General features: G+C 75.8%; 1 protein-coding gene. It reads right to left on the bottom strand.

The window, feature by feature from the left end:
• Positions 1-16,329, bottom strand: a 16,329-nt coding sequence (locus tag ACIBZJ_RS41885) for an SDR family NAD(P)-dependent oxidoreductase (RefSeq protein ID WP_395939185.1), incomplete at its 3' end; no start/stop codon positions are given.
• Between the last annotated feature and the right edge of the window lie 29 nt (positions 16,330-16,358).

Genomic DNA, 16,358 nt, shown 5'->3' with positions numbered 1-16,358 from the left:
CGGCTCCCACCGCTGCGGCGACGTCAGCAGCTCCACCGCACCGGCGTCCCAATCCACGTGCGACGACGGTGCGTCCACGTGCAACGTCCGCGGCAACGTGCCGTGGCGCATCGCCTGAATCATCTTGATGACGCCGGCCACCCCCGCCGCCGCCTGGGTGTGCCCGATGTTCGACTTGATCGAGCCCAGCCACAACGGCCGATCCCGCTCCGCACCGTAGGTCGCCAGCAACGCCTGCGCCTCGATCGGGTCACCCAGCCTGGTCCCGGTGCCGTGGCCCTCGACCGCGTCGACGTCGTCCGGCTCCAGACCGGCCGAGGCCAGCGCCTGCCGGATCACCCGCTGCTGCGACGGGCCATTGGGCGCCGTCAGACCGTTCGACGCACCATCCTGATTCACCGCCGAACCACGCACCACCGCCAACACCCGATGACCGTTCCGCTCCGCGTCCGACAGCCGCTCCACCACCAGCACGCCGACACCCTCACCCCACCCGACACCATCCGCGGCATCAGCAAACGACTTACAACGCCCATCGGCCGACAAACCACCCTGACGGGCAAAACCGATGAACGTATTCGGCGTCGCCATCACCGTCACACCACCGGCCAGCGCCAGATCGCACTCGCCCGTGCGCAGGGCCTGCGCCGCCAGATGCAACGCCACCAACGACGACGAACACGCCGTGTCCACCGTCACCGCCGGCCCCTCCAGACCGAGCAAATACGACACCCGGCCCGACGTCACGCTCCCGGACGAGCCGCCGACCGCGACGCCGCGCAACTCCTCGGGTACGTCGTCGCCGGACGGGTAGTCGTGGTACATCTGGCCGGCGAACACGCCGGTCCGGCTCCCCCGCAGCACACCTGGGTCGATCCGGGACGCCTCCAGCGCCTCCCACGAGGTCTCCAGCAACAGCCGTTGCTGCGGATCCATCGCCAGAGCCTCCCGCGGCGAGATCCCGAAGAAGTCCGCGTCGAACGCGTCCGCGTCGTGCAGGAAGCCGCCACGCCGAGTGAACCCGCCGTCGTCGACGCGCCAGCCGCGCCCGGCCGGGAAGCCGGAGATCGCGTCGTTCCCGGTGGAGACGAACTCCCACAGATCCTCCGGGGACGAGATCCCACCCGGATACCGGCACGCCATCCCCACGATCGCCACCGGATCACCCGCCACTGCCACGGCCACCGGCGACGCGACGGCCGGCGGCGAAACCACCCCGTGCAACTTCTCCACCAGCAAACCGGCCACCGCCGCCGGCGTCGGAAAATCGAACACCAACGTCGCCGGCAACCGCAGCCCGACCACCTCGGACAGGGCATTACGCAGCTCGACCGCACCGAGCGAGTCCAGACCGAGCTCGGTGAACGTCGCTTGCGGATCGACGGCCTCGCCGGACTCCCGGCGCAGGACGATCGCCACCTGCGCGCGCACGGTCCGGCGGATCGCCTCCGCGGAGGGAACGCCGGCCGGTGCGCCCGCCGCCGGAGCAGCGAGGGTGGAGGACGCCAAGCGGGCGGCCGACGCCAGGCGGGCGGCAGGGGGCGGCGGGACCAGCGTCCGGAGCAGGGCTGGGACGCGGCCGGTGGCGCGGATCGCGGTGCGGTCGAACGCGGCGGCCACGAGCACCGGTTCGCCGCCCCGCGCGGCCTCGAGCGCGGCGTCGAACCGGGCGAGCCCGTCGAGGGTCGTCAGCACCCCGAGACCGGCCCGGGTGAGCCGGTCGAGGCCCGCGGGGCTCAGGGCAGCGGTCATGCCGGTCGTCGGTTCCCACGGTCCCCAGCCGATCGCCACCGCGGGCAGACCGATGGCCTGCCGGTGGGCGGCCAGCGCGTCGAGGACGGCGTTGGCCGCGCCGTAACCGGACTGGCCGCCGTTGCCGAGCGTCGCGGTGACCGAGGAGAACAGTACGAACGCCCGCAGCGGGAGGTTCCTGGTGAGCTCGTGCAGGTGCCAGGCGCCGTCGGCCTTCCCGCGCAGCGCGGTGTCGAGGTGGTCGCCGGTCAGTGCCTCCAGTGGTGCGTCGGCGAGGGCACCGGCGGCGTGCACGACCCCTCGCAACGGGTGATCGGCGTCGATGCGGCCGAGCACGTCGGCGAGGGCGTCCCGGTCGGACACGTCGCAGCCGGCCACCGTGACGGTGGCGCCCAGTGCCTGTAGCCGGCCGGTCAGGTCGGTGGCGCCGGGTGTCTCGGTGCCCCGGCGGCCGAGCAGCAGCAGGTGCTGCACGCCCCGGTTCCGGACCAGGTGTTCGGCCACCACCGCACCGAGTCCACCGAGACCGCCGGTGATCAGCACCGTGCCGTCCGGGTCCCACCCGGCACCGGCCTCTCCGGCGGGGTCGTCGACAGCGCCTCCGGCGCGATCGTGGGCAGCGCCTCCGGCGCGATCGTGGGCAGCGCCTCCGGCGGGGGCGTGGGCAGCGCCTCCGGCGGGGGCGTGGGCAGCGCCTCCGGCGGGGGCGTGGGCAGCGCCTCCGGCGGGGGCGTGGGCAGCGCCTCCGGCGGGCTCCGCGGTGGGGTCCGTCGCCGGGACCAGTCGCGGGACGAGCAGGGAACCGCCGCGCAGCGCGAGCTGCGCTTCGCCGGTGGCGAGCGCCGCCCGCGCGGCGACCGGGTCGAGCGGACCGTCTGCGGGGCCCAGGTCGAGCAGGACGAAGTGGCCGGGCCGCTCGACCTGGGCCGTGCGGACGAACCCCCACACTGCGGCGCCGGCCGGATCGGGCGTCTCGCCCGGGGCGGCGGCAACCGCGCCTCGCGTCACGAACACCGTGTGGCTGTCAGTCGCGCTCTCCTCGGCGCGGGTCGCCGCAAGCGCGGCGGTAGTTGCCGCCCGCACCGCGGCCGCGATACCACCGTCGCGCCCGTCTCGTCCGTCGGAGCCGTCGGAGCCGTCGGGGCCGTCGGGGCCGTCGGGGCCGTCGGGGCCGCCGGGGCCGCCGGGGCCGCCGGGGCCGCCGCTTTCGCCGGCGTCGGGGGCGCTGCCGTCGCCGGGCGGGGCGATCGCGATCAGGCGGACCAGCTGGACGGGCCGGCCGAGGCCGACGGGCAGGCCGGGGTCGGCGGGCAGGCCGGGGTCGGCGGGCAGGCCGGGGCGGGCAGCATCCTCCTCGAAGCGGCCGGTGAGCAGGCCGGCCGGGTCGGGTCCCGCCGAAACAAGGACCGGCGGCCCGGTCACCACGGCCGGGGCTCGGGACGCGGCCGGGGCCGTCGCTTGGGTCGCGGTCGCGGTCGCGGTCGGGGTCGGGGCCTGGGTCGCGGTCGCGGTCGGGGCCTGGGTCGCGGTCGGGGTCGGGGCCTGGGTCGCGGTCGCGGTCGGGGCCTGGGTCGCGGTCGGGGCCGGGGCTTGGGTCGGGGCCTGGGGTTGGGTCGGGGCCAGGGCTGCCGGGGCCTCCTGGTTCGCGGCCGGGGCCGTCGGGGTCGGGGTCGGGGTCGGCGTCCAGGCGACTCGGTAGAGGCTGGGTTCGGTGGCCGTCGCGGTGGCCTGGGGACGGAGAACCACTTCGCGGACGGCGGCGATCGGCACGCCGCTCGGGTCGGTGACGGTTACCGACACCGAGTCCGGTCCGATCCGGCGCAACCGGGCCCGCACGGACCGACCGGCGCTACCGGAGAGCGAGATGCCGGACCAGGTGAAAGGCATCAACCGCCCCGCCGCCGGAGCCTCGGTGCCCGGAACCCCGCCCGGAACGCCAGGGCCCGGCACGCCGGAGCCCGCCACGCCCGAGCCCGCCACGCCCGAGCCCGCCACGCCCGAGCCCGCCACGCCCGAGCCCGCCACGCCCGAGCCCGCCACGCCCGAGCCCGCCACTCCGGAGCCCGGGACGCCCGGGCCGAGGAGTTGGACGGCCTGCAACGCCGCGTCGAGCAGCGCCGGGTGGAGCCCGTACCCGCTGCCGTCGGAGGCGGCGGCCTCCGACGGCAGGGTGGCTTCGGCCAGCACGTCGTCGCCCAGCCGCCAGGCAGCGCGCAGGCCGCGGTACGCGGGGCCGTAGTCGTACCCGGCCGACGCGCGGTCGGCGTACCAGTGGGTCAGGTCGATCGGCTCGGCCGCGCGGCCCGGCCACTCCTCCGCGTCCGAAGCCGCACTGCCGGCCACCCCATCCCCGGCAGCCTCACCGGCCCCGGCCACCCCGATGGCTCCAGCCACCCCGACGGCCCCGCCCACCCCGACGGCCCCAACCACCCCGACGGCTCCGGCCACCCCGGTCGGCGGCGGGGCGTCGACGAGGGCGCCGACGGCGTGGGCTTGCCAAACGTCCTCAACAAAAGCGTGGACCCGCAGGGACCGCCGGCCGGACGCGTCGCGGGCACCGACCGCGACCTGCACCGGGACGTCCACCGCCACGGGCAGCGGCGCGGTCAGCGTGAGCTCGTCGACCTGGCCGGCACCGACCTCGGCCGCGGCCCGCAGCGCCAGTTCGACGAACGCGGTACCGGAGAGCAGCCGGTGGCCGCCGACGACGTGGTCGGCGAGCCACGGATGGGCAGCCGGGGAGAGCACACCGCTGAGCAGCGTGCCACCGGTGTCGGGAAGCGTGGTGACGGTGGGCAGCAACGGATGGCCGGCCCGCGAGGGCCAGAACCGCCGGTGCTGGAAAGGGTAGGTGGGCAGCTCGACCCGACGGCCAGTGGGCGGGCCGAGCAGCGCCGGCCAGCCCACCTCGACGCCGTGCACGTGCAGTTCGGCCGCGGCGCGGAGCACGGCCGTCCGTTCGTCCTCGCCCGTGCGCGGTGCCGGCACGACCGGCACGTCGCCGACCAGGTCACGCAGTGGGCCGGCGAGCGAGGCACGCGGCCCGATCTCCAGGAACAGCCCGGCCCCCGAGGCGGTCACCGCGTCGGCGAAGAGCACCGGCCGGACCACCTGGCCGACCCAGTGCTCCACGGTGCACAGTCGCTCGGGGCCGGCCAGGCCACCGGTCACGGTCGACGCGATCCGCTTGGTCGGGCGGTGCAGCGTCAGCGTCTCGACCACGGCCCGGAAGTCGGCCAGCATCGGCTCCATCAGCGGGGAGTGGAACGCGTGCGAGACGCGCAGCCGGGTAGCGGGTCCGAGCCGCTCGGCGAGCGCGGCGACGGCCGGTCCGGGGCCGGCGACCACTGTGGATTCCGGTCCGTTGACGGCGGCGATCACGACGCCGTCGCGCAACAGCGTGGTGACGTCGGCGGCGGCGGCGCGCACCGACACCATCGCACCGCCGTCCGGCAGCGCCTGCATGAGACGCCCCCGCGCCGACACCAGCGCGCAGGCGTCGGCCAGCGTGAACACACCGGCGACGTGCGCGGCGGCGATCTCGCCGACGGAGTGGCCGATCAGGACGTCGGGGGTCACACCCCAGGACTCGAACAGGCGGTAGAGCGCCACCTCGAACGCGAACAGGGCCGGCTGGGCGTTGCCGGTGCGGTGCAGCAGGCCGGGGTCGGCACCGAAGACGACGTCGGCCAGCGCGCCGCCGAGTTCGGCGAACGTCTCGTCCAGAGCGGCGCGGAACACGTCGTGGCGGGCCGCCAGTTCGCGGCCCATCCCCAGCCGCTGGGCGCCCTGCCCGGCGAACACCGCGGCGATCGACGGCGACCGTCCGGCGACTCCGCGGGCCAGCGTGCCGCCGCTCGACAGCAGGACGGCGCGGTGCGGCAGGGCGGCCCGCCGGGTGAGCAACGCGGACGCCACGTCGACCGGGTCCTGGTGCAGGTAGGCGGGCAGGCCGGCGATCTGGGCGTCGAGCGCCGACGCCGACCGGGCGGCGAGCAGGAGCGGCACCGGCCCCGTGTCCCCGGTGGTCCCGGCCTCCTCGACGGGCCGGGCGACCGGAACACCTTCCAGGATCACGTGCGCGTTGGTGCCGCTGATCCCGAACGACGAGACGGCGGCGCGCCGGGGCCGGCCGGTGTCCGGCCAGCCGACCGTCTCGGTGACCAGCTCGACCGCGCCGGCCGACCAGTCGACGCGGGTCGAGCGGGTGTCGGCGTGCAGCGTCGGCGGAACCAGCCCGTGACGCATCGCGAGCACCATCCGGATCACCCCGGCCACACCGGCCGCGGCCTGGGTGTGCCCGATGTTCGACTTGATGCTGCCCAGGAGCACCGGCCGGTCACGGTCCCGCCCGTACGTGGCGAGCAGCGCGTCGGCCTCGATCGGGTCGCCGAGCCGGGTGCCGGTGCCGTGCGCCTCGACCACGTCGACGTCCGCGGCGGCCAGTCCGGCCGCGGCCAGCGCCTGCCGGATCACCCGCTCCTGGGACGGGCCGCTCGGCGCGGTCAGACCGTTCGACGCGCCGTCCTGGTTCACCGCCGACCCGCGCAGGACCGCGAGCACTTCGTGGCCGTTGCGCCGGGCGTCGGAGAGCCTTTCCAGAACCACCAGGCCGACGCCCTCCGCCAGGCCGGTGCCGTCGGCGTCGTCGGAGAAGGCCTTGCAGCGGCCGTCGGCGGCCAGCCCGCGCTGGGCCGCGAACTCACCGAAGATGTCGGGGGTGGAGAGCACGGTCACGCCGCCGGCGAGCGCGATGTCGCACTCCCCCGCGCGCAGCGAGCGGGCGGCCAGGTCGAGGGCGACCAGCGACGACGAGCACGCGGTGTCGACGGTCACGGCCGGGCCTTCCAGCCCGTAGACGTAGGCCAGCCGTCCCGAGAGGACGCTCGGCGTCGTGCCGGTGAGCACCAGCCCGTCGAGCTGGTCGGCGGCCTCGCGCAGGAGGCCGCCGTAGTCCTGCGCCACCGCGCCGATGAACACACCGCCGCGACGGCCGCGGAGCGTCGCCGGGTCGATACCGGCCCGCTCCCAGGCTTCCCACGACGTCTCCAGCAGGTGTCGCTGCTGCGGGTCCATGGCCAGGGCCTCGCGCGGCGAGATGCCGAAGAAGTCCGCGTCGAAGCCGGTCGCGGCGTCCACGAAACCCCCGCGCGGGTTGACCAGGTCCGGCAGTGACCACCCCCGGTCGGCCGGGAACGGACCGATCGCGTCCCGTCCGTCGCGGGTGAGGTCCCACAGCTGCTCGGGCGAGTTGGCCCCGCCCGGATAACGACAGGCCAGGCCGGTGAGGACGATCGGGTCGCCGGACTCCGGCGCGGCCGCGGGGGGTTCTGCGGTCGTCGTCGCGCCGACCGTGCCGAGCCGGACGAGCAGTGCTTCCGCCAGCGCCGCCGGCGTCGGGTAGTGGAAGACCGCGGTCGTGGGAAGGCGGACGCCGGTCGCCTGGTTGAGGCGGTTGCGCAGCTCGACGGCGGTGAGCGAGTCGAAGCCGGAGTGTTTGAAGCTCTGCGTCTCGTCCAGGCCGCCCGGCCGGTCGACACCCAGCACCCGCGCGGCCTCGGTCCGGATCAGTTCCAGCAGCCGGGGCCGCAGCTCCGCCGCGGCTTGCCCCGCGTACCGGTCGGCGCGGGCGCCCGGGCCGGGCGACGCGGCGCCGCGCCGGGTCACACCGCGGACCAGCGCGCGCAGAACGGCCGGCACCTCGGTACGGGCCCGCAGTCCCGCCAGGTCGAGCCGGACCGGGGCGACGACCGCGCTGCCGAGCCGGGTGGCGTGCGTGTACAACGCGAGTCCCTGCTCGGCCGGGAGGGGCAGGACGCCCAGCCGCCGCACGTCCGCGGCGTTCATGCCGTCGGTCAGCCCGGTCGCCTGCTCCCAGAGGCCCCACGCCAGCGAGGTGGCGGGTAACCCGAGCGCGCGGCGGTGCTGGGCCAGCCCGTCGAGGAACGTGTTCGCCGCCGCGTAGTTGGCCTGGCCGGCGTTGCCGACGAGGCCGGAGACCGAGGAGAACAGCACGAAGGCGGAGAGGTCGGCGTGCCGGGTGAGCTCGTGCAGGTGCCAGGCGGCGTCCACTTTGGGACGCAGCACGGCGTACAGCCGCTGTGGCGTGAGTGCGTCGATCGAGCCGTCGTCGAGGACTCCGGCGGTGTGCACGACCGCCGTGAGCGGGTGGTCCGCCGGGATGCCGGTGAGTACGGCGGCCAGCGCGTCCCGATCGGCGACGTCGGCCGCCTCGATCGTGACGTGCGCGCCCAGCCCGGTCAGCTCGGCCTGCAGTTCGGCGGCGCCGGGGGCGTCCGGACCGCGCCGGCTGACCAGCAGCAGGCGCCGGACGCCGTGACCGGTCACCAGCTCCCGGGCCAGCAGCGCGCCGAGCCCACCGGTGCCGCCGGTCAGCAGCACGGTGCCGTTCGGGTCGGGCGGCGCGGGCAGCGTGAGGACGACTTTGCCGACGTGCTTCGCCCGGCTGACGAACCGGAGCGCCTCCGCGGCGTGCCGGACGTCCCAGGCGGTGATCGGTGGCAGTTCGAGGGCACCGAGGCGGAAGCGGGTCAGCAGCTCGCCGAGCATGGCCGCGATGCGGTTCGGCGCGGTCTGCAGCAGGTCGACGACGTGGTAGTCGACGCCCGGGTGGTCGGCCGCCACGGGCCCGGCCGCGCGCACGTCGGTCTTGCCCAGCTCGACGAACCGGCCGCCGGGCGTCAGCAACCCCAGCGACGCGTCGACGTACTCCCCGGACAGGCTGTTGAGGACGACGTCCACGGTGGGGAACCGGTCGGCGAAGTCCAGGTTCCGGGAGGAGGCGACGTGGTCGGCGGGCAGGCCGAGCGCGCGCAGCGTCGGCCACTTGGACTCGCTCGCGGTCGCGAACACCTCCGCGCCGAGGTGGCGGGCGATGCCGATCGCGGCCAGGCCGACGCCGCCGGTCCCGGCGTGGATCAGCACCTTCTCGCCGGGTCGCACGCTCGCCAGATCGGCCAGGCCGTACCAGGCGGTGAGGAAGACGATCGGCACCGCGGCCGCCTCGGCGAACGACCAGCCGCCGGGGATCGACGCCAGGCACCGCTCGTCGGCGACGGCCAGTGGTGCGAAAGCGCCGGGGAACAGGCCGAACACCCGGTCGCCGGGCACGACCGTGGTGACCTCCGGCCCGACGTCGTGCACGACGCCAGCACCCTCGAAGCCCGGAACACGCTGGTCGGTGAGGACCCCGAGGGTCAGCAGCACGTCCCGGAAGTTCACCCCGGCAGCGCGGACGCCGAGGCGCACTTCACGAGGGCCGAGCGGCCGGGTCGCATCGGCGGAGGCAACGACGGCCAGCCCGGCCGGGCTGGCCTGACCAGTGCCGGTGTCCGGGCCGATGCGGGCGTCCGGGCCGGTGCCGGTCTCCGGGCCGGTGCCGGTCTCCGGGCCGGTGCCGGTCTCCGGGCCGGTGCCGGTCTCCGGGCCGGTGAGGGTGCCCTGGCCGGTCAGTTCCACGCGCCAGGCCGGGTCGTCGGCGGGCGGCCGGAGGTGGTCGCCGGCCGGGCCGCGGACGAGCCGGGGTGCCAGCAGCTCACCCCGGCGGATGAAGACCTGCGGCTCGCCGGTGGCCAGCGCGGCGCTGATCGGCAGCGTGTCGTCGGTGTCGACGAGGACGAACCGGCCGGGGCGCTCGGTCTGGGCGGAGCGGACCAGGCCCCACACGGTGGCGGCCGCCACGTCGACGGCGTCACCGACACCGGTCGCGACCGCACGCCGGGTGGCGACGACCAGACGCTCGTCCGGAGCGCCGGGCCCGCGAGCCGGGACCCCGGCACGCGGCTCGTCGTCGGCGAGGAAGCGCTGGACCGCGGTCAGCGCCTCGGCCGCGGCGGCCCGCGCGGCCGCGGGGGTGTCGTCGCCGGTCGGTACGACCGTGTGTACCAGCACTCCGGCCCCACCGACCGCGTCCGTCCGCACCGGACCCAACCGCATCGGCACCAGCTCGAACAGCGCGTCGCCCGGACCGTCCGCGAGCTGATCGGCGGTGACCGGCCGGAGGGTCAGCGCACCCACCGTGAGGATCGGCGCGCCGGTGGCGTCGGTGATCAGCAGGCGGACGCTGTCCGGACCGGTCGGGGTCGTGACCACCCGGGCCGCCGCCGCCCCGTGGGCGTGCAGCGTGACGTCGGACCAGTCGAACGGGAGTCGCTCACCGCCGAGACCGGTGAGATTGATCGTGTGCAGGGCGGCGTCGAGCAGGGCGGGGTGCAGGCCGTAGCGGTCCGCGTCGGCCCGGACGTCGTCGGGCAGCACGATCTCGGCGTGCACGTCGTCGCCGGTGCGCCAGGCGCGTTCCAGACCCCGGAACGCCGGGCCGTAGACGAAGCCGGTAGCCGCGAGATCGTCGTAGAGGGAACTCAGATCGACCGGACGCCCGGCGGGTGGCCACGCTCCGGGATCGGTTGCCGGACCGGTTGCCGGTGCCTCGGCCAGCAGGCCGCGGGCGTGACAGGTCCAGCCCTCGGTGCCACCGGCGGGCCGGGCATGGATGCTCACCGGCCGCCGTCCGGCGTCCTCGGCGCCGCCGACCGCGACCTGGATCTCGACGGCGCCGGTAGCCGGGAGCACGAGCGGCGCCTGCAACGTCAGCTCGCTGACCTGCCGGTAGCCGGCCCGGTCACCGGCGTGGACGGCCAGGTCGAGCAGGGCGGCGCCGGGCAGCAGCGTCCGGCCGAGGATCTCGTGGCCGGCCAGCCACGGGTGCTCGGCCACCGACAGCTCGCCGCTGAACAGGTAGCCGTCCGTGCCCGGCAGCTCGACGACCCGGCCCAGCAACGGGTGCGTACCGGTACCGGCGCCCGCCGCCGGGCCGTTGATCCAGTACCGCGTCCGCTGGAACGGATACGTCGGCAGCGGCACCGGCTCCGCGGCCGGGAGCACCCGCTGCCACTCCACGTCGACGCCCGCGACGTGTGCGCCCGCGAGCGCGCGCACCATCCGGTCCGCGCCGCCGTCGTCCCGGCGGAGCGTGCCCAGGACGACCAGCGGGCTGCCGTCGGGCGTCCGGACCTCCTCGATCCCGACGGTGAGCACCGGATGCGGGCTGACCTCGATGAAGATCCGGTGCCCCGCGTCCACCAGTGCGTGCACGGCGGGCCCGAACCGCACCTGGCTCCGCAGATTGCGGTACCAGTAGCCGGCGTCCAGCTCGGGGCCGTCGAGCCACTCGCCGGTGACCGTCGACAGGAACGGGATCGCGGCCCGCTGCGGCGTGAGCGTGGCCAGCTCCGCGAGCAGCGGCTGCTCGGCCGGGGCCACCGCGGGTGAGTGCGAGGCGTAGTCCACGTCGACGAGGCGCGCCCGGACGTCGTGGGCGGTCAGCGTGGCGTGCAGGGCGGCGAGCTCGGCGGGCGGACCGGCGAGCACGACGGCGGCCGGCCCGTTCACCGCCGCTATCGTGATCCCGTCCCGCAGCCACGGCTCGACGTCGGCGTCCGACAGCGCGACCGAGAGCAGGCCACCGTGCCCGGCGAGCAACTCGGCGATGACCGCGCTGCGCCGCGCGACCACGGCGGCGCCGTCCGCCAGGCTCAGCGCGCCGGCGACGACCGCGGCCGCGATCTCACCCTGGGAGTGTCCGACGACCGCGTCCGGGCGGACGCCGGCCGCACGCCAGACGGCGGCCAGCGAGACCATCGTCGCCCAGAGCACCGGCTGCACCACGTCGACCCGGGTGAGCGCCTCGGCGTCGTCGAGTACGTCGAGCAGGTCCCAGTCCACGTGCGGCGCGAGCGCGCTGCGGCACTCGAGCATCGAGTCGCGGAACCACGTCGACGTGGCGAGCAGTTCGCGCCCCATCCCGGCCCACTGCGCGCCCTGACCGGGAAAGACGAAGGTCACCGCGCCGTCGGCGGGGACGCCGGTGACCAGGGCGTCGGACGGCCCGCCGGTCGCCAGCGCGTGCAGGGCGGTGGTGAGCGCGGACCGCTCGGTCCCGACGGCGACGGCCCGCCGGTCGAGCGGTGACCGGGCTCCCGCGAGCGTCGCGGCGACGCCGTGCGGGGCCGCGGCCCCGCCGCCGAGGGCGTCGACGGCGTCGGCGATCCGGGCCGCTTGGGCCTGCAGCGCGCGTTGGTCGCGCCCGGAGAGCGGCCACGCGGAAACCACGCCCCCGGCGACCGGCGACACGGCGACCGGCGACACGGCGACCGGCGGCACGGAGTCCGGCGACGCAGTCTGTGGCGGGGCTTCGAGGATGACGTGGGCGTTGGTTCCGCTGATCCCGAACGAGGAGACGGCCGCGCGCCGGGGACGGCCGGCGACCGGCCAGGCGCGGGCCTCGGTGACCAGCTCGACGGCACCGGCGGACCAGTCCACGTGCGGCGACGGAGCATCGACGTGCAAGCTCTTCGGCACCGTGCCGTGCCGCATCGCGAGCACCATCTTGATCACTCCGGCCAGGCCGGCCGCGGCCTGGGTGTGCCCGATGTTGGACTTGACGCTGCCCAGCAGCAGCGGCGTCTCCCGGTCCCGGCCGTACGTCGCGAGCAGCGCCTGGGCCTCGATCGGGTCGCCCAGCCTGGTTCCGGTGCCGTGCGCCTCGACGACGTCCACGTCCGCCGCGCGGAGACCGGCCACCGACAGCGCCTGCCGGATCACCTGCTGCTGGGACACGCCGCTCGGCGCGGTCAGCCCGTTGCTGGCGCCGTCGGAGTTGACCGCGCTCCCCCGCAGGGACGCCAGTACCCGGTGGCCGTTGCGCCGTGCGTCGGAGAGCCGCTCCAGCACCAGCACGCCGACGCCCTCGGACCAGCCCGTGCCGTCCGCCGCCTCGGCGAACGGCTTGCACCGCCCGTCCGGCGAGAGACCGCCCTGGCGGGCGAACTCCACGAAGATGCCGGGCCTGGCCATCACGGTCACGCCGCCGACCACCGCCAGGCCGCACTCGCCCGAACGGAGCGACCGGGCGGCCATGTGCAGAGCGACCAGCGACGACGAGCACGCGGTGTCGACCGTGAGCGCCGGACCGCGCAGACCGAGGCTGTACGCGACCCGGCCCGACAGCACGCTCGGCGAGGTGCCGGTCAGACCGTAGCCCTGGGCGTCGCCCGCGGTCTCGTGCAGGCGGGGGCCGTAGTCCTGGGCCATGGCGCCGATGAAGACGCCGGTCCCGGTGCCGTGCAGGGACAGCGGCGGAACGCCCGAGCGCTCCAGCGCCTCCCACACCGTCTCCAGGAGGAGCCGCTGCTGCGGGTCCATCGCGGCGGCCTCCCGCGGCGAGATCCCGAACAGCCCCGCGTCGAAATCGGCCGCGTCGTAGAGGAAACCGCCGAGCCGGCCGGTGGCCAGGACGTCCGCGGGCCAGCCGCGGTCGGCGGGCATGGGACCCATCGCGTCGGTTCCGGAGGCGACCAGCTGCCAGAGCTTCTCGGGGGTGTCGGCCCCGCCCGGGTACCGGCAGCTCATCCCGGTGATGACGATCGGGTCGTCGGCGTCCCGCGGGTCGCTGCCGGTGGCGGGGGCCGTGTTCGGCGTGCCGGGTGCCGCCGGCTCGCTCAGGTGGGCGGCGAGCCGGGCGGGGGTGGGGTGATCGAACAGGACGCTGCTGCCGAGCCGCAGCCCTCCACCGGTGTTGAGCCGCTCGACCAGTTCGACCAGCATGGCCGAGTCGAAGCCCAGGTCTTTGAACGACGAGGTGACGTCGACGCGGCCGGGGGCGTCACCGAGTACGACGGCGCACTCCTGCCGCACCAGCCCCAACAGGCCGCTCCGGTCCGTGACCGGGGACCCCGGCGCGGCCGGAGACCCCGGGGATGCCGGCGCGGCCGGAGACCCCGGGGATGCCGGCGCGGCCGGAGACCCCGGGGATGCCGGCGCTGCCGGAGACCCCGGGGATGCCGGCGCGGCCGGAGACCCCGGGGATGCCGGCGCGGCCGGAGACCCCGGGGATGCCGGCACGGTCGGCTGGTCGGTCAGCCAGAAGCGCTCGCGCTGGAAGGCGTAGGTCGGCAACGCGAGCCGTCGCGCCCCCGGGAACTGGGGCGACCAGTCCACGGCCAGGCCGCGGACGTGTGCCTCCGCCACCGCGGCCAGCATCCGCGTGCCGCCGGCGTCGCCGCGGCGCAGCGTGCCCAGCGCGATCCCGTCGCGGTCGGCGGCCCGGAGCGTGTCCCGGATGCTGCCGACCAGCACCGGGTGGGGGCTGATCTCGACGAAGGCGTCGTGCCCGTCGGCGGCGGCGGCCTCGATCGCGGCCCGGAACTCCACCGGCTGACGCAGGTTCGCGTACCAGTAGTCCCCGCCCAGTCCGGCCGGATCGAGCAGGCCGCCGGTGACGGTGGAGTAGAACGCGACGGCGCCGGCACGCGGCCGGATCGGGGCCACCGCGGCCCGGAGGTCGTCCTCGATCGCCTCGGCGATCGCGGTGTGCGACGCGTAGTCGATGCCCACCCGGCCCAGCTGCACCTGCCCGGACCAGGCCGCCCACACCTCGTCCAGCACGTCGTGCGGACCGGCGACCACCGTGGACGACGGCCCGTTCACCGCGGCGATCGTGAGCCGTCCCGCCCAGGGCTCCATCCGCTGCCGGACCTGCTCGAGCGGCCAGGCGACCGAGATCATGCCACCGTTGCCGTCGAGCCGGGCGGCGATGAGCCGTCCGCGCAGCGCGACCACCCGGGCGCCGTCCTCGAGCGACAGTGCCCCGGCGGCGCAAGCCGCGGCCAGCTCGCCCTGGGAGTGGCCGATCACCGCCGCCGGCCGCACCCCGAACGCCTCCCACTGCGCGGCCAACGACACCATGACCGCCCACAGCACCGGCTGCAGGACGTCCGTCCGATCCGCCGACCGGGTGGCCGACCGGCCCCGGATCACCTCGTTCACGGACCAGTCGACGTACGGCGAGAGCGCGGCCTCGCAGCGGGCCATCGCGTCGGCGAACACCGGCGCTTCGGTGAGCAGCTCGGCGGCCATGCCGAGCCACTGCGATCCCTGCCCGGGGAACACGAACACCGGCCCCGAGCGCGGCACCGCGGTGCCACGGACGATGTCGCGCCGGGCGTCGCCGCGGGCGAGCGCACGGAGGCCGTCGAGCAGGTCGCTGCGGTTCCGGCCGGTCACCACCGCCCGCTCGGCGTGTTGCTTGCGGGTCTTCCACAACGAGTACCCGATGTCGTCGAGCGACTCGTCCGCATGGGTCTCGAGGTGCGCCGCGAGGCGTTCGGCCTGCGCCCGCAGAGCCGCCTCGTCCGCGCCACTGAGCACGAGCGGTGCACCGGGCCGGCCCCCTACGGCGACCGGTGCCCCCTCCGTCAGCGACGAGGCCGCCGCCGGCCCCGCCGGCACGACCGGCACAGTCGGCACAGTCGGCACCGCCGATTCGCTCGGCGGCGCGGCGAGGACGACGTGGCAGTTGGTACCGCCGATCCCGAACGACGAGACGCCCGCGAGCCGGGCGTCGGCGGCGCCCGGCCAGTCGGTCGGCTCGGCCGCCGGCCGCAACCGCCACTCGTCGAACCGGATGTCGGGGTTCGGCTCGCGGAAGTTGAGGCTGGCCGGCACCCGGCCGTGCTCGATCGCGAGCGCGGTCTTCAGCAGACCGACGATGCCGGCCGCGCCCTCCAGGTGCCCGACGTTGGTCTTCGCGGATCCGACCAGCAGCGGAGCGCCGGTCCGGTCCCGTCCGTAGACGGCGCCGAGCGCCGCGGCCTCGACCGGGTCGCCGACGCGGGTCCCGGTGCCGTGCAGCTCGACGTACTGGACGTCGGCCGGTTCGACGCCGGCGTGCCGCAGCGCCCGCCGCAGCACCTGCTCCTGGGCGTGCGGGCTGGGCGCGGTGAAGTCCGGTGCCGGGCCGTCGTTGTTGACCGCGCTGCCCCGGAGGACGCAGTAGACGTGGTCACCGTCGGCCACCGCGTCCGCGAGCGGCTTCAGCACGACCAGACCGCCGCCCTCACCACGCACGTAGCCGTTGGCCCGCGCGTCGAACGTGAAGCACCGGCCGTCCGGGGAGAGCGCGCCGAGCCTGGCCGCGGCCAGGGCGCTCTGCGGGACGAGGTTGAGCTGGACGCCGCCGGCGAGCGCCAGCCGGGACTCACCCCGGCGCAGGCTCTGCACCGCCAGGTGCACCGCTACCAGCGACGACGACTGGCCGGTGTCGACCGAGAGGCTGGGCCCGGTGCAGCCGAGAACGTGCGAAACCCGGTTGGCGAGGATGCTCCGGGTGGTGCCGGTCAGCGCGTGGTGCCCGATCGCCTCGTCGCCGGCCTGACGGGTGAGCGCGGCGTAGTCGTCGGCCATCGCACCGACGAAGACCCCGACCTCTTCGCCCCGGACCGCGTCCGGGGCGATCCGGGCGTTCTCCAGGCTCTCCCACGCCAGCTCCAGAAGCAGGCGCTGCTGAGGATCGGTCGCCCTGGCCTCACGCGGGGAAAAACCGAAGAACGCCGGATCGAACCGGTCGACGTCGTCGAGGAACGCGCCCCAGCGGGCCGGTTCCGGAGTGTCGTCGGCCCGCCACCGCTCCACCGGCACCCGGGACACCGCGGAGTCACCCGCGTCCAGCAGCGCCCAGAACCGGTCGGGATCGGCGGCACCGGGCAACCGGCAGGACATCCCCACGATCGCGATAGGCCCGTCCGCAC

The organism is Cryptosporangium sp. NPDC051539 (assembly GCF_044454545.1).
Taxonomy (GTDB): Bacteria; Actinomycetota; Actinomycetes; order Mycobacteriales; family Cryptosporangiaceae; genus Cryptosporangium.
This window is presented reverse-complemented; position numbering and strand designations above follow the sequence as displayed.